Below are 25,099 nucleotides of genomic sequence, written 5' to 3'. Positions count from 1 at the left end.
ATAATCACCTTGTTACAAAATCTATTGATAACGAAAATCCCGGCGCGGCCTGAGCCGTAACTGTCGGGCCTATATTGGTCCTTAAGCTAAGATCATCTGACACATCAAATGATCGCATGTGAGCATAAACAAATGCATCAACAATATTAAGTCCATACGCCAAAAAAATACCCACGTAAATCAGATCTCTGCGGTTACGAAACTTATTTCGTATGGATCTAAGCTGTTCAGTATTTGCATTCTGAGAAATATATCCCGGAGTAGGACCAAATTTCATATCATCAGGCGTCTTGGGATTCAGATTATAAAAAGCGGCTCTGTAATCATGGTATCGTTTAGTCATGCGTACGCTGTACCATCCCAGCCCCCCTAAAAGACCATAGACAATAGGTACCTTCCAAATCTGATCATTCGCCACCTGTCCCCAACCGGGTATCATCATGGATTTAAACATTACGCTTTTGGGATTCGGCAACCCAGGATTACGATCTGACCATGTGGTATCAGTAGCTGCATTAAAGTAAGTAGGATTTTGCAGCTGTGAGGCAAGAAAGTTCTCTTTCGCCGAAATCGGTGACTGCGAATAACCTGTAGTAGCTAAAACTCCAACAAGAGAAAGGCTAAGAAATAGAATCAAACAAATCGAGCAGGCGATCGAGTTCATCATCCGAATAATATTCGATATGTATTTCGCCACCATTCTTTTTGGGCTTAATATTAACTTTTGTACTTAGCTTACGGCGCAGACGGTCAGATATTTCATCTAATATAGCCTCATTTTTATCATCTTCTTCAGTCTCAGCACTTTGTTTTTGTTGAGGCTCTTTGGAAAGTGCATTTACAGCCTTTTCGGTTTTTCTTACAGAGTAGCCATTGTCGATGACTTTATTAAAAATCTCTTTCTGATCCTCTTCATCTTCTACCGGCAGAAGAGCCCGCGCGTGCCCCATTGATATCTGCTGATCTCGAAGGCCGGCCTGAATATAAGCTGGCAAGTTCAACAACCGTAACATATTCGTAACAGTCGTTCTACTTTTTCCCACCCGTTCGGCTACTTCTGCCTGAGTATATCCGGCTTCTTCTATCAGACGCTGATAACCTAAAGCTACTTCAATAGGATTCAAATCTTCGCGCTGAATATTCTCAATCAGCGCAAAAGAAATAATATCTTCGTCATTTACTTCACGAATATAAGCAGGGATTTCTTCAATACCTGCCTGTTTTGCTGCGCGCAGGCGACGTTCTCCGCTGATTAGCTCAAATCGTTTTTCACCAATATACCGAACGGTGATCGGTTGAATTAATCCATGCTTTTTGATAGAACCAGCAAGCTCAGCAAGGCGATCCTTATTAAACTCACTGCGAGGCTGATGCGGATTGGGACGTATATTCTCAACCGGCACTTCAAGTACTACATTAACTCGCTTTTTGGGCTCTACATACGGCGATTCCCCCTCTTGACTAGCTTCCGATTCACCTTGAGAAGTTGACGCCTCATCATCCTCATTATATTCCGGAAAAAAAGCACCTAAACCTTTACCCAAAACTTTTTTTGAAGCCATAAATGATCAACGGTTTAACTTTCAGCCAGCACAGGACTATTTTCAAACAAATCTTTATTTCGATGAATAATTTCGCGGGCCAGTGCCAAATAATTCTCTGCCCCAACACTCGTCGAATCATACAGCACCGCGGGTTTACCAAAGCTGGGTGCTTCTGCCAAGCGAACATTACGGTTGATAATAGACTCAAAAACACGATCCTCGAAATATTTGCGGACCTCATCAGCTACTTGATCAGACAACCGTGTACGTCCATCATACATTGTAAGAAGCACGCCCTCGATTTCGAGTTCGGTATTCAAATGCTGTCGTACGATCTTAATGGTGTTTAACAACTGTCCGAGCCCTTCGAGCGCAAAATATTCGCATTGTACGGGAATAAGCACCGAGTGTGATGCCGTAAGAGCGTTAATGGTAAGAAGCCCCAACGAAGGCGGGCAGTCAATCACAATAAAATCGTACTGGTCTTTTAAATCGCCAATGGCTTTCTCCAGGATGCGTTCGCGTTCATCCCGATCAATCATTTCTATCTCTGCTCCTACAAGATTAATATGAGAAGGCAGAATTTCCAAAAAGGGAAGCTCCGTCTCACAAACAGCATCAGCGGCCTCAATCCCGCCTACCATAACCTCATAAATAGAGTTGGTTATGGTCTTGGCTTCAATTCCAAGCCCACTGGTTGTATTACTCTGCGGATCAATATCAATAAGAAGAGTAGAATGTTCAACAGCAGCCAAACTTGCAGCTAGATTAATAGCGGATGTTGTTTTACCAACACCTCCTTTTTGATTGGCAATGGAAATGATTTTACCCATGTGCAAAGTATATAAGAATTAATAACGCTGTGAAAAGAAAATATAATAGGATGTTACTCGGTAAACAAAAATACTTATTAACAAATTGTTAACCCACTTATCAACAATCCTATTAGACTGCATCACATGATATTACAACTTATCAGCTAATAATTTATTTTACGCCTATTTTTACCAGAAAAACCGGGAAATAATATTCCCGAAGATCCATTATACTACCTCGGATATATCGGTATGAGGCATGTCAAAGGCATCAGCTACATCACGGTAAACAATCTGTCCGTTAGCAATATTGAGTCCTTTTTGCAGCTCACTATCGTCTTGTAACGCCTGCTTCCAGCCTTTATTAGCAATATTCACGGCATAAGACAGCGTTACATTCGTGAGCCCCAGTGTTGAAGTATAGGGAACAGCACCAGGCATATTTGTTACGCAGTAGTGAACGATATCATCAACTTCGTAGATAGGATCTTCATGGGTGGTAGGTTTTGAGGTTTCAAAACAACCGCCCTGATCAATTGCCACATCAACTAATACTGCCCCTTTCTGCATATCTCCCAACATTTCACGAGTAACCAAGTGGGGAGCTTTTGCTCCGGGTTTGAGTACAGCACCAATAATCATATCAGTATTCGGGAGCAAGCTTTTGATATTCGCTTGTGAGGAAAACATGGTGTCCACATTATCTGACATTACATCATCCAGATAGCGCAAACGCTGCATATCAATATCCATGATGGTTGTATTGGCGCCCATGCCGGCAGCAATTTTTGCAGCATTAACCCCTACAATGCCGCCGCCAATCACCATTACATTGGCTGGTTTTACGCCGGGGATACCTCCAAGCAGTATTCCACGGCCGCCCTGTGATTTTTCAAGATATTTGGCCCCCTCCTGCGAAGCCATCCGTCCGGCTACTTCACTCATAGGCACCAGCAACGGCAAGGAACCATCAGCTTTTTCAACAGTTTCGTAAGCAATAGCAATACATCCCGAATCAACAACGGCTTCAGTCAACGTTTGGCTGGCAGCAAAGTGAAAATAAGTGAAGATTATTTGTCCCTCCTGCATCCGGTCATATTCTACTTCTATAGGCTCTTTAACTTTCATGATCATCTCTGATTGTTCCCATAGATTGTCCACATCATCAACAATAGATGCTCCGGCCTCTTCATATTTCTCATCGGGGAACCCACTATTTATGCCAGCTCCTTTTTCAATGAGAACATCATGACCGTTACGTTTCATTTTCATCACGCCCCCGGGCAAAAGAGCTACTCGGTTTTCATGCGATTTAATTTCTTTTGGTACACCAATAACCATAGTTATAAAGTTTTGTTAGTAAATAAGTTGATAAAATCCGTGCAAAAGGTAGGTAAATTTTATCAGAAAATTAATATAACAACATGACTTTCTTTACTCTTTTTGTTTTTCAAGCTCTCTAAATTTTGTCAAACCCGATTCAGTAATAGAGATATGGCCATAAAGCAAGGGCCCACCAATAGTCTGGATATTAATGTAACCCAGCTCTTCCAGATATTCCAAGAGGTTCTTAATCTCTGTGCGATCAAGACATAGATTTGTATTAATGTCTTTAACTGAAATTTTTAATGATGTATCCCCATTCGCTAACTTTCCAATCTCAATAAGAAATTGATGGTACTTTTCACTAAATTTATTTCCAATAATCATGTGCTGATGTATAACTGTATCAAAAAATATGATAGGCTGTAATACAAGCATTTCATCTGAACAAACAGTTACCTAACCATTAATAAACTGTTAAGAACTGTTCTAGAAGATGGGCAATTAAAAGTCTAAAGCAGACTCATCAATTAAGAACAAAGATCGGCAAATCCCTTTTTTAAAAAAAATAAGGCCTCACAAGTATCAGTTGTGAGGCCCTGACTATTCATCAAGAGAGACACCCGTTTCAGGGCGCTCAGTAATATCAGCTTTTTTTCATAAAAAACAAAACTTATATCCCATTTAGAGGCTCCCAAAAATACCTAAATCTTGAGCTTTCAAATACCACGTAATTGCATTATCCTTGCAATGATCATGTAAGTAAAAATCCGGATTATGATTTCAAAAGAGATACTCCAAAAAGTTCGAAAGATCGAGATTCGAACTAAAGGAATGGTTAACAATATCTTAGGTGGTGAATATCAATCAGCCTTTAAAGGGCGCGGAATGGAATTTTCGGAGGTCCGTGAATACAACTATGGCGACGACATTCGTCAGATCGACTGGAATGTTACTGCCCGTACCGGCGACCCTTTCATCAAGCAGTTCGAGGAAGAGCGTGAACAAACCCTGATGCTGTGCGTAGATATTTCTGCCAGCGGAATTTTTGGCAGCCACAATCAAAGCAAAAGAGAACTTTCTATCGAAATATGTGCCGTACTGGCCTTTAGTGCCATCAAAAACGGCGACAAGGTAGGCCTTGTACTCTTTTCGGATGAAATTGAAAAGGTGATTCCACCCAAGAAAGGCCGCAAGCATGTATTACGACTTATCCGCGAATTGTTAACCAACGAGCCACAAGGAACCGGCACAGATGTGAGCGGTGCACTCTCTTACGTAAATCGGCTGCTGAACCGTCGCGCTATTGTCATTCTTGCTAGTGACTTTCAAGATGAGGGATACGATAAGCAAATGAAAATCACCAGCCAGAAACACGATTTGGTAAATATCCTAATCAATGATGAGCTCGAGGATGAACTACCTGATCTGGGACTTATTCCGCTCCGCGATGCCGAAACGGGTGAAGAAGTATTGGTTGATTCATCCAGCGAAGCTATCCGAAAGAAATACAAAAAACAACGGAAAGCCCTCAAAAACGAACTGCGGGATCAATTTTTACGGATGAAAATTGATACTATCGAGTTAAACACAAATACTTCTTACGTTCGTCCGCTGATGTCATTTTTTCGCCGCCGTGTACATCGGTACTAACCACTGTACGTCAGCAGTCAGAGACGTTATTTTTTGTTTTTCCTTATCCTTTTCGAGCTGACGAGCCAATGCTTCTCTCCTTTCCATAAAATGATCCATCAAACTGTCTGGTATACCCTTTGAAGATGGTAAATCAACTGTTCGGGAGTTGACAGCACGGTCATTTTTATACAATCGATAATCCAAATGCGGACCTGTGGATCGACCTGTAGAACCAACATACCCAATAATTTGTCCCTGTTCTACGGAAGCTCCACGGTGAATACCGTCCGCAAATCCATGGAGGTGTAAATAGGCCGTCCGGTAGGTAGAATTATGATCTATTTTAATAATATTACCGTTAGCACCGCGATATTGCGCTTCGGTAACAACCCCATCCCCTACCGCCAATACTGGCGTACCAACAGGTGCTGCATAATCTACCCCGCGATGCGGCATATTTTTTTTTAGGATCGGATGATAACGACTTGAGGTGTAACCTGAACTAATGCGCTGGTTAAATTCAAATGGAGCCTTCAGCAAGGCCTTTTCCACGCTATTCCCTTCCTCATCAAAATACCCGTCAATCCCACCTCGGCTAAATTTATAGGCTTTGTAGGTCTCCCCACGATGAGTAAATTCAGCAGCTAAAATATTTTCCACTCCTAAAAATTCATCTTCGACAAATGTTTTATCGTACAATACCTTAAACGAGTCGCCGGGACGTAATCCAAAAAAATTTATTTGCCATGCAAAAATATTGGCCATTTTATACGCTAAAACAGGATGGGCGCCTTGTCGATGAATTGTTTTATAAAGTGAGTTCTCTATCGTACCCGAGAACATCGCTTTTTTGGTATTCAGCTGCCGGGCAGCTCGAGAAATTTCTAACGAATCCTGTGTCCAGTTGAAAACAACATATTCCAATTTACTCGGCTGCCAAAGAAGTTTTTTGACCCGATTCGTACTGTCGGCAGAAAAATATACACGGTATCGTTGACCAGGCTTAAAGTTATCTAAATCTATAACCTGTTTTGCCCGACGCGAAGCATTATATATTTCCTGAGCATTAAACCCCAGCTTATTAAGTATAAGATATAGGCTTTCATTTCGTTTGACAGTATAATCTGCCACTTTTATTCCATTGATAGGGAGCCCAAATTTATCTTGATGAGGAATACACATGGTATCTTTTGCAGCAGCTACTGTAACCTCTTTTGACTGATCGCTATCAACAGGCCGGTCAGGGCTACATCCCATGATTATCCCAAAGCCAACAATACTTAATAAAATTATGCGATACATAGTATTTCTTGTTTTAAAAACTGTCTGCTAACATAGCATTTTCATAAATCGAATTCACATCAAAATAATCTTAATTATTTTATCTGTGGTATAGGTTTTTCTGAATGGATAGATTTTTTCTATTTTTAGCGGCGGTATTAACGGTAACTACTGATAAACATTGCAAATCACACAGAATTATCACCGGCAAAAAAGTGAGTAAAAAGACTTTGCGAAATTTTATCATCACTATCTGTATTGGTGTTACCAGCCTTTTTGCAACCCATGCCAATGCACAGTCGGTAAGTGAGTTTGCAGCTATTGACTCACTACAGGTAGGAGATATTTTTGGCTACACCATTGTGCTGGACCGCAACAAAGAATACGATAAGATCATCTTTCCCGACTCCTCAAATTTTGGTGACGTCTTTGATATTCGATCCCGTAAACAATACCAAGCTTCATCTTTTAAAGATAGTGTAGCCTACAAAATACAATTCTTTGGTACCGCTGATACTACCATTCCCCAACTACCGGTGATGCTGATACTGGGACAAGATACCACTACCCAATATACAAATCCCGTGCCAATACGCTTTAGCAGCGTACTTTCTGAGCAAGAACAATCTTTCCGTCCCCTAAAACCTATTTTCGCTTTTGCATCTGCATGGTGGCCTTACATTTTAGGTGGATTACTCCTTATCGGCGCTGGTTGTTATTGGTATTACTACTATTATTATCAAAAACAGGAAGAGACAAAAGAACCAGAATCCCAGCCATCATTTCAGCCTACGGCTTTCACCAACCCCATTACGCAGCTGCAACAATCTATTAAAAAGCTCGAGGACGCCAATCCTCAAACTCAGGAAGAATTCAAGCAATTCTACATCACGCTGGGTGATGCTATTCGACAATATTACGAATCCACCTATACTCTGCCTGCATTGGAATCCACCAGCAGAGAACTACTATTAATGCTTAAAAAACGTGCAGTAGATGACAAGCTTCTTGAAGACACAAAAGCAGTACTACAAGAGGCAGACATGGTCAAGTTTGCTAACTTTACACCTACGACCAAACAAGCTAACCGTGCCATAGCAAAAGCTAATCAATTTCTGGGTCGCGCCAGTGAAGTTGACAGTCCCCGTATCGATTACCTTCGTCGCCGACACCGTAAAAAAATGGAGAAGAAACGCCGTCGTTTTCAACAAGAACAGCAAGAGACCACAGAGGGTGAAGCATGAGTTGGGCAAATCCACAATGGTTATGGTTATTACTTTTACTGATTCCGATTATCGGATATCATGTCTGGAAGATCGGCTGGAAAAACACTCCAAGCCTTCTGTTTTCGGATACCTCAGAGTTGCAAAAACTATCCAAAAGCTGGCGTTCGTACGGCATTTGGGCTGCACCGATATTGCAATGGATTGCATTCGGACTCGTAGTGCTTGCACTGGCTCGCCCCCAGTACGAAAACACCACAGTAGAGCGCAATGCTGAAGGTATCGACATTGTGCTTACGCTTGATATTTCAACTTCTATGAAAGCCCAAGATCTTAAACCCAATCGACTGGAAGCGGCCAAAGACGTTGCTAAAAGCTTTATCAATAAACGTGTTTCAGACCGCATTGGGCTCGTCCTTTTTGCCCGCAAAAGTTTTACCATGGTGCCCCCTACTTTGGATTATGATTTACTCAAAAAACTTCTTGGTGACGTAGAAATGGGCACAGTAGAAGACGGAACGGCTATCGGCATGGGCATAGCCACAGCTGTCAACCGCTTGAAAAAAAGTGAGGCCAAAAGTAAAGTCATCATTCTGCTTACCGACGGACAAAACAATTCCGGTGAAATTGACCCTGTTACAGCCGCCGACCTGGCACTTTCGTACGATATTAAAGTTTATACCATTGGCGCCGGAACACGGGGTACCGCCCCTTACCCTGTCAATGATCCCGTTTTTGGGCGTCGTACACGCAATATTGAAGTAAATATTGATGAAGAAATGCTCAAACAGATTGCTAACATGACGGGCGGCGCCTACTTTCGTGCTACAGATACCGAAAGTCTTAAAGAAATTTATAACAAGATAGACCAACTCGAAAAATCAGAAATCGATGAGATTATCTACACGGATTACACCGATCTGTATCCGCGATTTCTGTTGCCTGCCATCCTGTTGTTTATTCTCGCACTTGTTTCTGACCAGTTCCTTTTCAGAAAAGCAATTGAGTAGCAATCATAAACAACTCTGAACCTTCCAATTGTGTTAAAAAGATCCCCTCAGAGAACAGAAAAAGACTGTTTAATTACTTATTTTTAAGCCAGCATTTCTAAAAGCATAAATTTTAATCTCTTCTTTTTTCATGGCGTTACAGTCTGTTCTTAAAACATTTTCTGCCCAAGTGCCGTGGCAGCAATTGCATACCCAAATCAATAATAAGCATACAGTATTTCTGGACCACTTCGTGGGATCTACCCCATCCATGCTTGTTGCCAAACTTGCACAAAAATATGATAAACTGGTTGTCATCCATCCAGATACAGAATCTGCTGAATTTATGCAGGGTGATCTCGAAAATCTTGATATATCACATGCCAATTTTTTCCCCACCACGGGACATAATCCCTATGATGAACAGCAGATTACCAACAGCGCACCGGTAGTACAACGTTCGCAGGTACTTGAAAAAGTAATAAATGATCCTAAATCTCTCACTATCACTTCAGCTCCTGCTATTTTTGAAAAAATAGTAGCTCCAGATGATTTTGCCCAAGCTTCCATCACAATAGAGATTGAAGAAACTGTTGATCCAGCCCAACTAAAAGAACAACTCGTAGATCAGGATTACGAACCGGTAAAATTTGTAAATCACCCCGGAGAATTTGCCCATCGGGGCGGTATTTTGGATGTCTACCCTTTTTCAGGTGAATACCCTATCCGACTGCAATTTTTCGGTAACGAAGTTGATTCTATTCGAGAATTTGACCCTGATTCTCAGCGGTCTGTCTCATTTTTAAATGCCGTTCGATTTGTCCCCGATGCTTCAGGACTTCGCCAAGACCAAAAAAGTAGTCTTCTCTCCTATTTCGATGATGATACCGTCATCATCATGCTTAATCACTCGCTTATCCATGGTGAAATAGAGGATCAATATACAGAAGCTGTAAGCACTTATGACGAACTGGACCAGGATGAAGAACACCTATCCCCTGATAAACTTTTCGTGAGTCCTGAACATTTTGAACAGTCACTGGATAATCATCCGCTTATTTATATGGGGGGCTTTTCGGAGGAAGAAACTGTGGATTGGACTTACCGTCTCGACGCCAAGCCTCAGCCTGATTTTAACGGCAGTATTAAACTATTGCGCGACAAAATAAAGTCGCTGACCAATCAAAGTTTTGATACCTATATTCTCTGCGATAATGAGGGGCAACGTGACCGTTTTGAAGAACTGCTTGGTGAACCATCTAAAGAACTGCGCTACCATCTTTCTGTAGAAACTATCCACGAGGGATTTACCCTTAACAAACAAGGGCTAGCCGTATTTACGGACCATCAGATTTTTAATCGCTATCACCGGCCAAAGGTCCGCCGTAAGAAGCACAAAAATAATATTTCAGTAAAGGAGCTGCGCGACCTCAATGTGGGAGATTATGTGGTCCACGTCGATTATGGGATCGGGAAATTTGCGGGATTCAAAAAAATAGAAGTTCGCGGTATTGAACAAGAATCAGTGGTACTGCGATACCAGGAAAATTCGGTGCTTTACGTAAACGTCTCGAGCCTGCATAAAATTCAGAAGTATTCTGGTAAAGAAGGGACCAGTCCCCGTATCAGCAAGCTAGGATCAGGCCGCTGGGCACGCAAAAAGGCCGAGACAAAAGACAAGGTCAAAGACATTGCGCGTGATCTTATAGAACTGTATGCAAAACGTAAATCTAAAAAAGCCTTCGATTTTTCGCGGGATACTTCTTGGCAAACTGAGATGGAAGCCCGCTTTGAATTTGTAGAAACGCCTGACCAGCGCGAGGCTATCGAGGCAGTTAAAGATGATATGCAAAGCACCACGCCCATGGACCGTCTTATCTGTGGCGATGTGGGTTTTGGTAAAACTGAAGTGGCTGTCCGTGCTGCTTTTAAAGCTGTAATGGATCATAAACAAGTAGCTGTGCTGGTACCAACCACTATTCTGGCCGATCAGCACTACAAGACATTTGCTGAGCGGATGGAAGATTTTCCTATTACGGTGGATGTCCTCTCCCGCTTTCGATCGCGAAAAGAGCAAAAAGAAACTATCAAGAAGCTTAAAGAAGGCAAGGTAGATATCGTGGTAGGAACCCACCGGCTGACATCCGAAGATGTGGATTTTGATGATCTGGGACTACTTGTTGTGGATGAAGAACAACGTTTTGGCGTCAAAGCAAAAGAAAGGCTCAAAGAATACCGTGCTACTATCGATGTTCTAACCCTGACTGCCACACCTATCCCGCGGACACTACAGTTTTCGCTGATGGGTGCACGTGACCTCAGCATCATCAACACACCGCCAAAGAACCGTCAGCCGGTACAAACACAAATACATAGCTTCGATGAAGATTTAATTCGGGATGCCATTACCCAGGAAACGGCCCGCGGCGGGCAGGTTTTCTTTATCCACAACCGAGTTAAGAATATTGAGTCGGTAGCTAATATGGTACGTAAGATGGTACCCGATGTGCGCATCCGCTACGCCCACGGACAGATGAGCTCTTCAAAGCTCGAAAACATTATCGAAGATTTTTATGACCACAAATTTGACGTACTGCTCTCTACTAATATTGTGGAAAACGGCATCGACATCCCCAACGCCAATACAATGATTATTAACCGTGCCGACCACTTTGGGCTGGCCGAACTGCATCAGCTTCGTGGACGTGTAGGCCGATCCAACCGCAAAGCATTTTGTTATCTGATTACACCAGATATAAAATCGCTTACTGATGAAGCAAGAAAGCGGCTACTTGCACTCGAAGAATTTTCAGATCTCGGATCTGGCTTTAATATTGCCATGCGTGATCTTGACATTCGCGGTGCCGGCGACATCCTGGGTGCTGAACAGAGCGGTTACATTAATGACCTTGGCTTTGACTTGTATCAAAAGATTCTCAATGACGCTGTTAAAGAGCTTAAAGAACAAGAGTTTAACGATGTGTTTGATGATGTAGAAGTAGAGATAGAGCGCCCCGATACACAAGTTGAATTTGACCGCCCTGCCCTGCTTGAAGACGATTATGTATCGGATAATGTAGAACGGTTGAACCTCTATCGAAAGCTGGCCGGTGCTGAATCGCTTGAAGAAATCCACGAATGGAAAGAAGAGGTGGAAGACCGATTTGGTCCCATTACGGATGCAGCACAAAATCTTATTACCTCTACTGTTATTACACATTATGCTTCAGAACTGTTTGTCACCAAAGCACGCATCCGTTCTGATCGTATGTGGCTCAATTTACCCAAACATGATTCTGAACTGGGTGAAGAATTTTATGGGGACCGATTTCAAATGTTGCTCAAAAAGATGCAGGACAATGCCGAAGATCGGTTTAAGTTGGTTCAAAAAGACGACCGTGTACGCTTTGTAATTCACGATATTCCGAATCTGGAGGCTGCTGCAGAGTTTTTAAAGGAACTAACTACATCAAAACGTAAAGAGGTTAACCTTGCTTAATCAATATATCTCACTCATAAAAGAAGGGCAGCCGGTAGCCTTCCCGACCGAAACAGTGTATGGGCTGGGTGCAGATGCTCAAAATCGAAATGCCATCCAAAAGGTATTTAAAATCAAGGGGCGTCCCGCGGACAACCCGCTTATTGTACATGTTTCAGATCGTCGACAAGTACAAGATTTTGCAACAGACATTCACGATGATGCCGAAAAGTTAATGGATGCCTTCTGGCCCGGTCCGCTTACGTTAATCTTTCGTAAGAAACCGGAAGTGCTGGATATTATTACTGCAGGACTTGATACCGTAGCGCTCCGCTGGCCCAATCATCCACTGTCTCAACAGCTTATTACACAAACCGGACCGCTGGTCGCCCCTAGTGCTAATTCCTCGGGACGGCCCAGCCCTACCAAACCTAAACACGTAAAAGAAGATTTTGGCGATGATTTTCCCGTCATTAATGCGGGTGAAACTAATATTGGGCTAGAATCAACGGTGCTTGACGTATCACAAGAGCCATACCGTATTTATCGTCCCGGTGCCATAAGTGCAAAGCAAATTGAGCAGGTAATTGATAAAAAAGTTGAGATCACTAAAAGCACCGGCGACAATACCCCAGCTAAAAGTCCGGGTACAAAATATACCCATTATTCCCCAACAGCTACGGTTCGATGGATGACAGAAGACGCTGACCTTACTGATGATAGTACCCTCTATATACTGCATAACCGTCCTCAAAAAACAACAACTGATAACATTCTACATTATCAGGGAGATTATGAGCGTATGGCTCACGAATTGTACGACCGATTTCGACAGGCTGATCATGGTAATTTTACAACCATCGCCGTAGAGCCATTTTCCAAGAACCTGCTAACAAAACCAATGGTATCTCCACTACTCAACCGCATCGAAAAAGCTATTGGGTAGTAAAAAAAACAGCACCTTTTTGGGAAAAGGTATTAATAAATAAAAAAGGTCTGCTCATCAACGAGCAGACCTTTTTGCTAGATTTATTTATTCTTAATTACCGGACGAACCCTTCATTTTTTTCTCATCCGTCGGTTCTGACTTCCAAATATTGTTCTCGGAATTCACATCTGGAAATTCCTTCTTCGGATCAATCACAACCTTTTCAATTTTCGAATTCGAATTGTAATCCATAGTCCAGCTGTTACCGCGGTGCCAAACTTGCACCGGCAGGCGAACCGTCTCGGTATTACCATTAGACTGCGTAATTTTCATTTTCACCGGCATTACCATCTTATCATTATTGCTGATGCTGATCAGAGAACCCTCAGATGGGTCGCCCTCAATATAGCTAACGGAATCTACAGCCTGATCCAAACTCCATGCCTTTTTAAACCATCCTCTCCAGAACCAGTCTAGCTCACGACCACTTACATCCTCCATCGTATTAAAGAAATCATTGGGTGTAGGGTGCTTGTAAGCCCAGCGATCGAGATATTCGGTAAAGGCTTCATCAAACAACTCCGGACCAATAATAGATTCACGGAGCATCTGCAGCCCTAATGATGGTTTATAATATGCTACAATGCCCAAGTTACCCGGCTGTACCTGGTCAGGTGCCGAAAGGATAGGCTCCGACTTTGGACTATCAAGCCAATCAGCAACATCGCGCGGCGTCGAAGGACTGTAGTATTCTCCATCATTAAAATTCTTAGTGCTTAAACTATTGATAAACGTATTGAAGCCTTCATCCATCCAGGCGTGTTCGCGCTCGTTTGATCCTACAATCATGGGAAACCAGATATGACCAAACTCGTGATCTGTTACGCCCCATAATCCTCCCTCAGTAGCCTTCCAGCTGCAAAACACAATACCGGGGTATTCCATGCCGCCTACTGTTCCTGCAACATTTATGGCAGTGGGGTAAGGATATGATTTCAGATAATCTGAATAAAATTCAATACTGCCTTTTACATATTCTGTTGACCGTCCCCAAGCAGAGTCTCCTGCACTTTCTTCGGGATATAGCGACATAGCCAGCGACTGCTTACCGTCAGGTAAGTTGATGCGTGCTGCATCCCAGATAAAGGATTTTGAAGCAGCCCAAGCGACATCGCGGGCATTCTCAATCTTGTATTCCCAAGTAAGCTTCTTACTACCCTGTGGACGAGAAGCATCGGTGCCTACCTCCTCTTTGTTGATAATATACACACGTTCATCACTATTCGTTGCCTTCTTCCATCGGCGCTGCTGTTGGTTCGTTAGTACTTCGTCAGGATTCTCCAGCTTTCCGGATGCTGCAACAATATAATCCGACGGGGCTGTAATGGAATAATCAAAGGTTCCGTAATCCATATAAAACTCACCCGCGCCTAAATAAGGTAGAATATTCCACCCTTTTACATCGTCATAGACGGCCATGCGCGGATACCATTGCGCCACTTGGTAAATAATACCGTTCTTCGTTTCCAGACGGCCCAGACGGTCGGATCCGTATTCAGGAATAATAAACGTGTAATCAATCGTGATTGTGGCCTTACCACCTTTGGCTTCGAGCGCATCCTGTAATTCGAGCTTCAGGTTTGTACCAACGCTATGTTTCTCCGGATTGTAAGAAGATCCATTTTGAGAAACTGACACCTTGTTAAGCGTAATACCGCCGTCAAAAGCCTTATTCCCAAATCGTGAACCCTCATAAGGTGTTAGCTTAGCTCCCCAGGAATCTTTATCAAAAAGGTTTTGGTCAAGCTTGAGCCATACAAATTCCAAATCATTGGGGCTGTTATTCGTGTAGTGTATGGTAATAGATGTTTTTACTTTATGCTTCGAAGGCTGAAGCTGAGCATCAATTTCGTAATCAGCTGAATTTTGCCAGTAATCAGCTCCCGGAGCCCCGCCGGCCGTTCTATAGTCGGTACTACGACCGGTATCAAAGGGTAAAAAAGCTTCTTGAACAGTGTTTGTCTGCTGGCCATATAATGGAGCAACCATAAACAGCGCCAAAAGCAGAACAAGTGTAGATCTTCGTTTCATAAGAATGATCGGTTTAATTTGCTTTATAATTGCAATGTACTATTGGTTTAACGTCTGGATCACTCCAATACGTGAAAAGTTTGGTCGGGATCCAGGGCTAAAATTGATTCGGTCATTAATGAGATAAGAGACTGTACATCCGTCATAGACGTTGTCTCAACGGGCGAATGCATATAACGTAATGGCAGAGAAATCAGCGCACTTGGAATACCTGCTTTCTGATAGAAAATACTGTCGGTATCAGTGCCGGTACGTACACTCGTAGCTGCATGTTGGATATCGATTTCCTGCTCGTCACTAACATCTTCTACAAATTCTACAATATTGGGGTGGTTCGCACCGCCGTGCTGCATAACGGGTCCTTTTTTCAGTTTTACTTGCCCGTGTTCTTTCTGACTGATACCGGGCGTATCCGTAGCGTGCGTTACATCAGTCACCATGGCAAAATCGGGATCAATACGATAACTCATCATACGGGCCCCATACCCGCCTACCTCCTCCTGTACGGAGTTCAGAGCTACCACATTTACATCCAGCTCATCACGTCGTTCGGTCAAATTTTTGAGCACCTGTGCAATCATAAATCCGCCAATGCGATTGTCAACACCACGGCCCGACAGAATATCATCAGACAAGTAATCAAACTCATCGGCATAGGTAATTGGGTTACCCACCTGTACCATCTTCTGGGCCTCTTCTTTATCTTCGGCACCAATGTCGATGTAAATATCTTTCCAAGCAGGTTCCTCACCACCACCATTTTTCTTCTCTTGTAAATGGATAGCTGTATTACCTGTTACACCTGATACTATACCCTCTCTTGTATGGATATGAACACGTTTAGCACGTGCAATAGTCGAATCGCTGCCACCCAGCTTGTTTACGTAAATATATCCCTCGTCAGTGATATGCTGCACAATCATGCCAATTTCATCACAGTGAGCTTCAATCATCACCGTAACCACATCAAAACTGGTATTGAGTTTAGCACTGGCAGAACCGTAAGCATCCGCCTGTACCTTATCAGCGAAGTCGGTGACATAATTTTTCCAGACCTTTTGTCCAGCGGATTCAAAACCGGTGGGGCTGGGAGTGATCAATAATTTTTCGAGAAATTCTTTTTCTGTGTTGTCAAACATAGTTCAATATTACATTCATTTTTCTTTTCAAGTTTCAGAATATAAACATTCAACAGTGATCAACTAAATGTAATTTCATAGTGATCATCTTTTGATTTAGCCACAGAAGATCACATCTTTGAGTTCACCATTACTAGCTTATAATCAGACTTATGCATCGACCAAAATATCAACAAGACCATTTCCCGTACTGGAGTAAGCTCCCCATTCGCTTTCGGGATTTAGATCCGCTAAACCATGTTAATAATGCTATTTTCAGTACGTATTATGAGGAGGCACGCATCAATTTTATCCGTCAGGTCCCCAGCTTTGCCGAGCAGATGAAAAGCCACTATAGTTTTGTACTGGCGAATATTGAAATTGACTTTATTTCTCCCGTGGAATACCCCGCCGATCTGCTCATTGGATCCGGCATTAAAGAACTCGGTAACTCCAGCATCACCAGCTTTCAAGCTATTTACACAGCTGATGACAAGAAGCTGGCTTCGGTGGCCAAAGCGCACGGTGTTTGGTTTGACCTTGAAAAACAGCGTCCTGCCCGACTACCTGACATCGCCAACACAAATGAAGTTATATTACCAGATAGCCTTTTTGACTAACATTTTTATTTTAAGCAATTCAGGATTTGTAAAAACTGATATAATGAAGTTCTAATAATAACCAGATGGATAAGAGTACGCAGTACAAAATTTTTAACGATCCCATTCACGGTTTCATTACCGTGCCAAAAGGTATTATCCTAGACCTGATCGACCATCCGTATATTCAGCGATTACGACGTATTAAGCAAATGGGACTGGGATATCTAGTCTTTCCTGCAGCCGAACACTCTCGGTTTTCTCACGCCTTGGGTGCCATGGAGCTTGCCCAACAAACGCTCAATAATCTTCGCGAAAAAGATACCACTATTAGCCCGGCCGAATATGAAGGCACACTAATTGCAGTCTTACTACACGATGTTGGCCATGGTCCCCTTTCGCATACGTTAGAATTCAATCTTATTGAAGATTTCCACCACGAAAAGATGACTCTGGCCGTCATGCGTCATCTCAATGAAGAAATGGACGGTGCACTGGATACAGCTATAAAAATATTTACCGATCAGTATCCTAAGAAACCCTTCCTGAACCAACTTATTTCATCCCAGCTTGATATAGACCGGCTGGATTACCTGAAGCGCGACAGTGCTTTTACATCTGTATATGAAGGGTCGGTAGGCATTGAGCGTATCCTGAAAACCATGCGTGTACATAAGGGAAACATTGTAATCGAAAAGAAGGGCATTTATGCAATAGAGAACTATATTCTTGCGCGGCGATTAATGTATATGCAGGTATATCTTCATAAAACTGTATTAAGTGCTGATATTTTAATTCGCAACATTTTTCAGCGCGTGCGGGAGCTTATACAATCAGGAACAGATCTGTATCACGCCTCCCCTGCCCTGCAGTTTTTCCTTGAAGAACAACCAAGTGCAAAAAAAGAAATTCCCAAAAAGGTACTTAAAAAATATCTGCGCCTTGACGATAATGATGTGTTCCAAAGTATCAAATACTGGCAATATGAAGATGATCCTGTTCTCGCTAATCTTTGCAAACGATTTCAATCGCGGTCTTTGTTTAGAACAACCTTTTTGGATAACAAGCCCTCAGACGAACTTACGGAAAAAGTAAAGGTCAAAACCCAGAGATCGCTTAAAGATAGAGGACTCCCTCATGATGAGACTTCATCAAAATACTACTATAACTTTGCTGTGAGCTATAGCGAAGCCTATCGCTATGAAAATGAAGGTATCTGGATTTTAGAGGAAAAAGATAAAGCGGTTGAGTTTTCAAAAGCAGCGGATACCCAAAATATTATTGCCCTCACTGAACCTGTGGTAAAACCTTATGTAGTACATCTGAAAGATATTGAAATATAAACAATCACTGAGAGAACGAGAACGTTTTTACCCTCGGCAGTACTCAGTGTGCTACCAAACGAATTAGCATAACTTTTGTAATTTTTTCATTGGATAGCAGCTACAAGCCAGATAAGATAGAGAAAACCCGTCGTGTTCTTAGTACCTCAATGGTAACATATCTAATCTACCCGCTCATAAACGACAAACGAAAGATCATCTTTGTCCTCACGGCTAACTTCTTTCCACACGTTGCCAATTTCATCGCGATATTCCGGAAAGAAAGTATCCCCCTCATATGCCTGGTGAATTTCGGTTACATAAAGTTTATCCACCCGAAACAAAAACTGTCGGTAAATTTCTTCGCCGCCGATCAAAAACACCAGCTCTTCATCTTTAACGTGCTCAATAGCATCATCAAATGACGAAAAAGCAGGCACATGATCATACTCTTTGCTGCGGCTGAGAACAATATTTTCGCGACCGGGCAGCGGCTCTTCACCTAGCTCTTCAAAAACAATACGCCCCATAATAATGGGATGCCCCATTGTTGTTTCTTTGAAATACTGCAGGTCCTCAGAATAATGCCACGGCAAATCACCTTCATTGCCAATGACCAACTGGGGATCGTGCGCTACAATTGCAGCAAGGGTCATACAGCCACCTCAAAGTTAATAGCGGGATGATGATCATAATTTTTAAGTTCAAAGTCCTCAAAGACAAGATCATCAACCGGCTTATCAGCAATTTCAAGCGTTGGGAGTTCGCGTGGCTCACGCTCTAACTGTTCTTTTAGACCCTCCACATGATTTTCATAAATGTGCGCATCCACAATGGTGTGGGCAAACTCTCCATATTCTAGCCCTACTTCATTGGCAATAGCCATAGTAAGCGCCGAATAGCACGCCAGATTAAAAGGAATTCCAAGTGCAATGTCTCCTGAACGCTGAGTAAGATGGCAATTGAGCTTACCATCAGTGACATTAAAAATGTACATCACATGGCAGGGCGGCAGAGCCATTTGGTCGAGCAGGCCCGGATGCCAGGCACTTACAACAATACGACGGCTGTTGGGATTTTCTTTAAGCATATTAATAGCACGCTGTACCTGATCAAATTCTTTCTTAACCCACATCGAATTTACAATGTGCGAGGCATTCCCCTCGAACCGTACCTCCTCCTCTTCATGATAAGGGAAACGTCGCCACATAACCGGATAGATAGGTCCTACATTGCCATCCTCGTCTGCCCATTCATCCCAAATATGACAGTCTTTTTCATCTCGGAGCCAGCGGATGTGATCTTCGCCGCGCAAGTACCACAGCATTTCAAGGATAACAGACCGAAAGTACATTTTTTTAGTCGTCAACAGCGGAAAGCCCTCAGAAAGATCGACCTTATAAAATTCCGAAAAATTCGAGATAGTATCGATACCCGTACGATTTTCTTTTTGGGTCCCATTTTCTAATACGCTGTTTACTAAATCCAGATATTGTTTCATGAGTTTATCACTGCTAACAATTCATCTTTTGGTTAAAGTACTACCCCTTCAAGTAAGGCAATAGCAATGGAAAAATAAATAACAATTCCAGTAACATCACTTAACGTTGATACAAACGGAGCAGAGGTTACAGCTGGGTCTAATCCCATTTTTGAAAGTGCAAACGGTAACATAGAACCACTTAGATTTCCCCACAGCACGACTCCAATCAGGCTAAGCCCCACCACTAATGCACTTAACACAAGTTCCTCACTTAATCCACCTGTGGTAACAAATCCCCAGCTTATGATCACCAAAAAGCCAACAATAGCCATAATCAAACCCAGCATTAACCCGGACAACAATTCACGCCCTAATACCCTAAACCATTCACTCATACTAATATCATCGGTAGATAAGGCACGAATAATGAGTGTCGCTGCCTGTGTCCCAGAGTTACCACCCGTTGATATAATCATCGGAATAAACAGTGACAGAAATACCGCATTGGCAATGACACTTTCATAAGCTCCCATGGCAGTAGCAGTAAAAAGCTGTCCCACGAATAAAAATGCCAACCAGCCAATTCGTTTTTTCACCATGTGAAATATTGAAGTCTGGGAATAGTAGTCATCCAGCACATCCATACCGGCCATCAGCTGCATATCCTCGGTGGTTTCCTCCTCGGCTACATCAATAACATCATCTACTGTTACAATACCTACAAGAATGCCATCTGAATCAACCACCGGCATGGCCACCCGATCGTATTTACTGAGCATCTTTACCGCATCTTCCTGATCATCAAATGCACTCAGTGCCTCAAAACTTTCGTCCATCAAGGTGTCTATGGTCGCTTCAGGATCAGCTAAAATAAGCTGGTTGAGCCGAAGATCATCGATAAGCTGCTCATTTTCATCAACTACATAAATAACATTTACTGTCTCTACGCTGTGGCCAAATTTACGGATATGATCCATAGCCTTTTGAATAGTCCAATGCTTTTTCACCTTTACATAGCGAGGAGTCATTAACCGCCCTACGCTCTCATCAGGATAGCCGAGCAACTGCTGCACCAACTTGCGATCATCCGTCTTCATGGAATTTATTACCCGCTGAGTAAGGTGGCCGGGCAACTCCTCCATCAACGCTACTCGTTCATCAGGTTCCAGGTTTGACATCACCTCGCTGAGCTGTTGAGCGGTAAACATATTCATTAACTCAAGACCGGTACTCGAGCTCAAATAGGTAAATACATCAGCCGCTTTCTGCTTTTTCAGGAGGCGAAAAATCACAATCGCAATTTCGGCATCCAGCTCCTCGAGCAGTTCAGCTACATCAACAGCCGGCACATCATTAAGTATATCCTTAAGTGCCACCCAGTCTTTGGCCTCAATAAGTTCGTCAAATTCAGGTTTCAGTAAATGAACGATCATTGGAATATCTTTTCCATATTTACAATTACCGGGATTTTAAACCGCGGGTTTATCGTTGGGAATGTACAAATTGCAGATTGAAGATCACAAATAATTGCATCCAAAGCTATCCTACCAATAAGAACTAGACGAAACTGGAGGTTCAGACATTTAGCGCCCTGTGTTCAACTTTTTTGTGCTCTATCTTATTCCATGTGGTTTGGGCGTGCTAATTATGTCCACAATGTGCTTTGAAATGAAATCGTCAATCAGAGCCAGCATTGGATTGTTGATATCATTGGGCGAAATGAGACGAATTGGGACCTAAGAGCAACTTTGATCAAATCAAAACTGTTACCGTTTCCTTAATTTTTACTCCCACATTCTGGAGACCGTAAAGAGGAAGAGCCTAAATGCTGGATACTTATTATTGGCCGTAGAAAATCAGTGATCACAATATCGATCTCGGTGTTGGAAGATCAGAAGCGAATCCAGTTGCGATCGTCGAGCCATTGAATAAGTGCCGGTAAAAATGTGAGTGCAGCAATCAGTGTCATCCCGATACCAATAACAGCAATTTCCCCGATGGACTGTAAGCCCGGGTGATTGGTTAACAACAGTCCAGAAAATCCAAGCATGGTTGTAAGAGAACCGATCGTCACATGCTGGCCCGTACTTGAAAGTACCTCCCACATACTGTTACTCCCTTCCTCACGATATCGACTGGCAAGATGGACTCCATTGTCTTCCCCTATTCCCAGGATTGCAGGTAATACCACCAGATTATAAAAGTTGAACATCATTCCGGTAAGCATCATAATTCCAAAAAGCCACACTAACCCTACGGTAAGCGGCAGCATAGCAATAATAGTCCACTTCAATGAGCGAAAAGCTACCAGCATTAACAAAAACACCACAGTAAAGGTAGCACCAACCATCCAAGGGCTTTCACTACGCATTAGCTCCAACATCTCAGCTGCAATAATCGAAGTACTCGCTGCGTGGAAGGTCTTGCCACTATCAAGCGTTATTTTGCCGATATCATTTTTAAAAGCGATGGATTTTTCCCCGTCGGCAAGACCCACACTGGGATATACAATCACAAAATTCCCAACTTCGCCCTGTTTATTTAAAAACTGATTTTTGAAATAATCCGGTATCTGATCTACATCCAGCTTCTGCTGTGTTTGGGCTGCTTTTCGAAGCTTATCCAGCTGGGGATCGTCCTGTTCTTTGAGAAAAGGGTCATTAAGCAAAGAGCGGACTTCAGCTATTTCTTTGAGCTTCTCATTATTAGCTTCCTCTGAAGTGGGAAATCGTTCCGGAAGAGCCTCTACGCTGAGCACAGTAGGTGTACTGTCGGTCTTCATTTTCTGGCGAATTTTATCCACAATTTCAATCACCTGCTGCTGATTGTCAGCAAGAATGTAGGCAGGATTTCGCTTATCAGAGTGGGAGACCTGCCCAGCCATCTTATTAAACTGCTCATATTCTGAAAACTCAGGCTCCAACTTACCAAAATCATACTCAAAGCCCAGTTTTTGATAGTTCATACCCACAAAAACTGAGATCACCAATCCCAGTACAACCAGGTTCCGCGCCATGGGAAATCGATTCATCATAGAGTCGGAATTATCATTTGAAACAACTTCTCGTTCATTAAACTTAATCCAATTGAGTCGTTCAAATATGAGCAACACCGACGGCATAATATAGAGCATGCTCAACAGTGCCAGAATAATGCCTGAACCTGCTATAAATCCAAATTCTGAAAACCCTCTGAACTGGGCTAATATCAACACAAATAATGAAAAGGCCGTCGTAAATCCACTTACTACTATAGCCGATCCGGTATTATCATAGGTTTGATAAAATGCTTCCAGAATAGGCGTACCTTCTGCCCGAAACTCTATATATCGGGCATAAAAGTGAATACCGTAGTCAATCCCCATTCCAAAAAGAATCACAAATAATACGGAAGTCATTGTATTAAGTGATCCGAGTACAAAGTAGGTGATCCCAAAAGTCCATGCTAAGCTAATAAGCAATGGAATACCTATGACCAGTGCCGGCACCGGCAAGCGAATTAAATGGATCCAGAAACTGCTCTCCTCACCATTGGAAGCAGAACGATAGTTGGTATATTTTTTAAAAGAGAAATATAGCATTACCAACAGTATTACACTGGATATACCTGAAGCAAAGCTATTGAAAACGTCATTCATTATGGAATCAATCTCGGACAGGTGCCGCTTTAATCGTCCGCCATATTCTACTTCCATGGCCTGGTTATACGACTGAGGATTAATCTCGGCAAGAAGTGAATCATACGAGCTAAACATACGCCGCAGATAGCTCAAATTGCTCTTAGAACCGGTAGGGTAAAATTCGACAACCATCACCGTGCTGTCGGGACTGATGGCGTACTCTGAAGGAATGAGAGCGTTGTAACTTTCTTCAAAATCGCTCATACTTTCTTCTTCTGATGCTGATTCTTCATCTTCACCAAAATCTACCAAGAAAGGATTAGCATCTTCTTTGGCTTTTTGAATCTCTTCCTTCAGATAGGTCTTGATATCACTCAGTTCGTTGTTGGTTGCAAAATAAAGAGCATTATTTTCTAAGAATGTTGTTTCTCTGCGAAATGAGACCCGCTCAAAAAAGGGCGCATCCCGCTTGTTATCATACATCGCAAGCGTACTGTCAATAAGATCACGGGCAAAGGCTTTGTTATCCTCAAAGCTGGGCGACTTTATAGCCACTGACATGGCCGTCTCCCCTCCGACCGTTTCCTGTAGCTTGTCAAGTGATTTTACATGAGGGTTTTGATCTGGTAGCAGATTAGCAAGATCAGTGTCAACTGTGAGTTGAACTGCAAAACTGCCAAGCACAATAGCTGCTAATGCTGTTGTACCTAATACCCAGTAGGGATAGTTGTAGTTAAATTTTATAAGAGGTCGAAAAAACTGTAAAAATTTGTGCATGTAGCTACCCGATCAACGAATTCTTTTTAGAAGCGATGAAGTTAACCATTTTAAATAAACTTATTTAGCCTCTCTTAATTACAGTATTATTACTCAGGCTTTAACATGATATCATCATAATCGGCTTTTACAAAGCTCCCAGTACTATCACCATCACTTAGAATTAAAATTGCTATCGGTGTTTTGGGCGGATCATCCCCAAACATGCGGCGATAATCTTCTACAAGGTTTCGCTCAAATGTAATCCATTTACCGCTATCTTCTTTGCCTGACTTAACAATAATAATCTGTTGGTTACCAAAAAGTTTTGAAGCGGTCTTCCCTTTCTGCAATGTACTGCTCCAAGAGTAACGAATAGTTTTAGGCACTTTCTTGAATAAGGCAACGCGCCCCATATCAAAAGCTACATAAATACTTGCTACCGAGTCATTTACATCGTCATCATTCTCTCGTGCATTTTTGGGTAGCTCGTGCGCCCGAATTTTCCACGAGAGAACAGGAGTCTCGTAGAGATTAATATTGTAAATATTCTCTTTGTCTTCATTGATCAACGGGAGGTTGATATGCTTAGCCGCTGTGCCTTCATAGTGCAAAAATTTATTCCCCGAATCCTGTGCTACTTTATAAAGGTAATTTTTGGTAAACTTCTTACTGTGGTTAACTAATTTTTTATTACCATCACGATCATACCATTCCAGCGGAAACCCACCTACCGGATCATCTTCGAAGTTTTCTAATAGTACAATGCCATCTTTTTTCTGTATAGCGTCGGGGGATTGGCCCACCACAAATACCGGATTAACAAAAATAATTACAAATAATGCTGCAACAATTCCGAACTTAACTTTACTGATATTAATCATCTACGCCTATA

Annotated in this window: 20 protein-coding genes; 7 read left to right on the top strand and 13 right to left on the bottom strand. The window is 42.4% G+C overall.

Features of this window, described 5'->3' with window-relative positions; all coding sequences use genetic code 11:
* Positions 1 to 4 precede the first annotated feature (4 nt).
* From LX73_RS01655 to LX73_RS01635, 5 genes are all read right to left on the bottom strand, one after another.
* Complete coding sequence (locus tag LX73_RS01655) at positions 5 to 637, bottom strand: DUF5683 domain-containing protein (protein ID WP_148897726.1); 633 nt, start codon at positions 635 to 637, stop codon at positions 5 to 7.
* Positions 621 to 1,562, bottom strand: coding sequence for a ParB/RepB/Spo0J family partition protein (locus LX73_RS01650; protein WP_148897725.1), 942 nt, complete (start codon positions 1,560 to 1,562; stop codon positions 621 to 623). The genes LX73_RS01655 and LX73_RS01650 overlap by 17 nt, the downstream gene beginning before the upstream one ends.
* A 14-nt stretch (positions 1,563 to 1,576) precedes the next feature.
* Positions 1,577 to 2,377, bottom strand: a complete 801-nt coding sequence (locus LX73_RS01645) for a ParA family protein (RefSeq protein WP_148897724.1) — start codon at positions 2,375 to 2,377, stop codon at positions 1,577 to 1,579.
* 210 nt (positions 2,378 to 2,587) lie between these two features.
* The gene (gene ald, locus LX73_RS01640; protein ID WP_148897723.1) at positions 2,588 to 3,700 is read right to left on the bottom strand and encodes an alanine dehydrogenase; all 1,113 of its coding nucleotides are present in this window, start codon (positions 3,698 to 3,700) and stop codon (positions 2,588 to 2,590) included.
* 93 nt (positions 3,701 to 3,793) lie between these two features.
* Positions 3,794 to 4,120: a helix-turn-helix domain-containing protein gene (locus LX73_RS01635; RefSeq protein ID WP_148897722.1), complete on the bottom strand. Its 327-nt coding sequence runs from the start codon at positions 4,118 to 4,120 to the stop codon at positions 3,794 to 3,796.
* Between the two features lie 339 nt (positions 4,121 to 4,459).
* Between LX73_RS01635 and LX73_RS01630 the strand changes: the two genes are divergently transcribed.
* Positions 4,460 to 5,335, top strand: a complete 876-nt coding sequence (locus LX73_RS01630) for a DUF58 domain-containing protein (RefSeq protein ID WP_148897721.1) — start codon at positions 4,460 to 4,462, stop codon at positions 5,333 to 5,335.
* Here LX73_RS01630 and LX73_RS01625 read toward each other — a convergent pair.
* Positions 5,303 to 6,619: a peptidoglycan DD-metalloendopeptidase family protein gene (locus tag LX73_RS01625; protein ID WP_148897720.1), complete on the bottom strand. Its 1,317-nt coding sequence runs from the start codon at positions 6,617 to 6,619 to the stop codon at positions 5,303 to 5,305. The two genes, LX73_RS01630 and LX73_RS01625, sit on opposite strands and share 33 nt — an antisense overlap.
* 104 nt (positions 6,620 to 6,723) lie before the next feature.
* Here LX73_RS01625 and LX73_RS01620 point away from each other — a divergent pair, with 104 nt between their 5' ends.
* From LX73_RS01620 to LX73_RS01605, 4 genes are all read left to right on the top strand, one after another.
* Positions 6,724 to 7,842: a hypothetical protein gene (locus LX73_RS01620; protein WP_148897719.1), complete on the top strand. Its 1,119-nt coding sequence runs from the start codon at positions 6,724 to 6,726 to the stop codon at positions 7,840 to 7,842.
* Positions 7,839 to 8,831 carry a vWA domain-containing protein gene (locus LX73_RS01615; protein WP_148897718.1) on the top strand — a complete coding sequence of 331 codons (993 nt, stop codon included), beginning with the start codon at positions 7,839 to 7,841 and terminating at the stop codon, positions 8,829 to 8,831. The genes LX73_RS01620 and LX73_RS01615 overlap by 4 nt, the downstream gene beginning before the upstream one ends.
* A gap of 130 nt (positions 8,832 to 8,961) precedes the next feature.
* Entirely contained in the window at positions 8,962 to 12,309 is a 3,348-nt protein-coding gene (gene mfd / locus LX73_RS01610) for a transcription-repair coupling factor (RefSeq protein ID WP_148897717.1), read from the top strand.
* Positions 12,302 to 13,234 carry an L-threonylcarbamoyladenylate synthase gene (locus LX73_RS01605; protein WP_148897716.1) on the top strand — a complete coding sequence of 311 codons (933 nt, stop codon included), beginning with the start codon at positions 12,302 to 12,304 and terminating at the stop codon, positions 13,232 to 13,234. The genes mfd and LX73_RS01605 overlap by 8 nt, the downstream gene beginning before the upstream one ends.
* A gap of 93 nt (positions 13,235 to 13,327) precedes the next feature.
* Here LX73_RS01605 and LX73_RS01600 read toward each other — a convergent pair whose 3' ends face one another.
* Together LX73_RS01600 and LX73_RS01595 are read right to left on the bottom strand one after the other, a co-directional pair.
* Entirely contained in the window at positions 13,328 to 15,307 is a 1,980-nt protein-coding gene (locus LX73_RS01600) for a M1 family metallopeptidase (protein WP_148897715.1), read from the bottom strand.
* A gap of 59 nt (positions 15,308 to 15,366) precedes the next feature.
* Positions 15,367 to 16,446, bottom strand: a complete 1,080-nt coding sequence (locus tag LX73_RS01595; RefSeq protein ID WP_148897714.1) for a M20/M25/M40 family metallo-hydrolase — start codon at positions 16,444 to 16,446, stop codon at positions 15,367 to 15,369.
* 152 nt (positions 16,447 to 16,598) lie between these two features.
* Here LX73_RS01595 and LX73_RS01590 point away from each other — a divergent pair, with 152 nt between their 5' ends.
* Together LX73_RS01590 and LX73_RS01585 are read left to right on the top strand one after the other, a co-directional pair.
* Positions 16,599 to 17,045, top strand: coding sequence for an acyl-CoA thioesterase (locus tag LX73_RS01590; RefSeq protein ID WP_148897713.1), 447 nt, complete (start codon positions 16,599 to 16,601; stop codon positions 17,043 to 17,045).
* A gap of 65 nt (positions 17,046 to 17,110) precedes the next feature.
* Positions 17,111 to 18,367 (top strand): HD domain-containing protein, encoded by a 1,257-nt coding sequence (locus tag LX73_RS01585; protein ID WP_148897712.1) that lies wholly within the window; start codon positions 17,111 to 17,113, stop codon positions 18,365 to 18,367.
* Positions 18,368 to 18,528: 161 nt separating this feature from the next.
* On the opposite strand, the gene LX73_RS01580 is transcribed toward LX73_RS01585, so the two are convergent.
* From LX73_RS01580 to LX73_RS01560, 5 genes are all read right to left on the bottom strand, one after another.
* Positions 18,529 to 19,002, bottom strand: coding sequence for a dihydrofolate reductase (locus tag LX73_RS01580; protein WP_148897711.1), 474 nt, complete (start codon positions 19,000 to 19,002; stop codon positions 18,529 to 18,531).
* On the bottom strand, positions 18,999 to 19,847 hold the full coding sequence (locus tag LX73_RS01575) for a thymidylate synthase (RefSeq protein WP_148897710.1): 849 nt from the start codon (positions 19,845 to 19,847) through the stop codon (positions 18,999 to 19,001). The genes LX73_RS01580 and LX73_RS01575 overlap by 4 nt, the downstream gene beginning before the upstream one ends.
* Positions 19,848 to 19,879: 32 nt before the next feature.
* A complete protein-coding gene (gene mgtE / locus LX73_RS01570) occupies positions 19,880 to 21,262 on the bottom strand; it encodes a magnesium transporter (protein ID WP_148897709.1) in 1,383 nt (460 codons plus the stop codon).
* Positions 21,263 to 21,720: 458 nt separating this feature from the next.
* Positions 21,721 to 24,225 carry an efflux RND transporter permease subunit gene (locus LX73_RS01565; protein WP_148897708.1) on the bottom strand — a complete coding sequence of 835 codons (2,505 nt, stop codon included), beginning with the start codon at positions 24,223 to 24,225 and terminating at the stop codon, positions 21,721 to 21,723.
* An 89-nt stretch (positions 24,226 to 24,314) separates the two neighbouring features.
* On the bottom strand, positions 24,315 to 25,088 hold the full coding sequence (locus LX73_RS01560) for a DUF3047 domain-containing protein (protein ID WP_148897707.1): 774 nt from the start codon (positions 25,086 to 25,088) through the stop codon (positions 24,315 to 24,317).
* Positions 25,089 to 25,099 lie beyond the last annotated feature (11 nt).

It is taken from the genome of Fodinibius salinus (assembly GCF_008124865.1).
Lineage (GTDB): Bacteria > Bacteroidota > Rhodothermia > Balneolales > Balneolaceae > Fodinibius > Fodinibius salinus.
Note: the sequence above shows the minus strand (reverse complement) of the source record. Positions and strands in the feature narration are given on the sequence as shown.

Bases quoted from the DNA above. Each gene is read 5' to 3' on its own strand.
- LX73_RS01590 (WP_148897713.1), top strand. From the start codon at position 16,599: ATGCATCGACCAAAATATCAACAAGACCATTTCCCGTACTGGAGTAAG.
- LX73_RS01615 (WP_148897718.1), top strand. From the start codon at position 7,839: ATGAGTTGGGCAAATCCACAATGGTTATGGTTATTACTTTTACTGATT.
- mgtE (WP_148897709.1), bottom strand. From the start codon at position 21,262: ATGATCGTTCATTTACTGAAACCTGAATTTGACGAACTTATTGAGGCC.
- LX73_RS01645 (WP_148897724.1), bottom strand. From the start codon at position 2,377: ATGGGTAAAATCATTTCCATTGCCAATCAAAAAGGAGGTGTTGGTAAA.
- LX73_RS01650 (WP_148897725.1), bottom strand. From the start codon at position 1,562: ATGGCTTCAAAAAAAGTTTTGGGTAAAGGTTTAGGTGCTTTTTTTCCG.
- LX73_RS01580 (WP_148897711.1), bottom strand. From the start codon at position 19,002: ATGACCCTTGCTGCAATTGTAGCGCACGATCCCCAGTTGGTCATTGGC.
- ald (WP_148897723.1), bottom strand. From the start codon at position 3,700: ATGGTTATTGGTGTACCAAAAGAAATTAAATCGCATGAAAACCGAGTA.
- LX73_RS01585 (WP_148897712.1), top strand. From the start codon at position 17,111: ATGGATAAGAGTACGCAGTACAAAATTTTTAACGATCCCATTCACGGT.
- LX73_RS01630 (WP_148897721.1), top strand. From the start codon at position 4,460: ATGATTTCAAAAGAGATACTCCAAAAAGTTCGAAAGATCGAGATTCGA.
- LX73_RS01595 (WP_148897714.1), bottom strand. From the start codon at position 16,446: ATGTTTGACAACACAGAAAAAGAATTTCTCGAAAAATTATTGATCACT.
- mfd (WP_148897717.1), top strand. From the start codon at position 8,962: ATGGCGTTACAGTCTGTTCTTAAAACATTTTCTGCCCAAGTGCCGTGG.
- LX73_RS01600 (WP_148897715.1), bottom strand. From the start codon at position 15,307: ATGAAACGAAGATCTACACTTGTTCTGCTTTTGGCGCTGTTTATGGTT.
- LX73_RS01575 (WP_148897710.1), bottom strand. From the start codon at position 19,847: ATGAAACAATATCTGGATTTAGTAAACAGCGTATTAGAAAATGGGACC.
- LX73_RS01560 (WP_148897707.1), bottom strand. From the start codon at position 25,088: ATGATTAATATCAGTAAAGTTAAGTTCGGAATTGTTGCAGCATTATTT.
- LX73_RS01635 (WP_148897722.1), bottom strand. From the start codon at position 4,120: ATGCTTGTATTACAGCCTATCATATTTTTTGATACAGTTATACATCAG.
- LX73_RS01625 (WP_148897720.1), bottom strand. From the start codon at position 6,619: ATGTATCGCATAATTTTATTAAGTATTGTTGGCTTTGGGATAATCATG.
- LX73_RS01565 (WP_148897708.1), bottom strand. From the start codon at position 24,225: ATGCACAAATTTTTACAGTTTTTTCGACCTCTTATAAAATTTAACTAC.
- LX73_RS01620 (WP_148897719.1), top strand. From the start codon at position 6,724: ATGGATAGATTTTTTCTATTTTTAGCGGCGGTATTAACGGTAACTACT.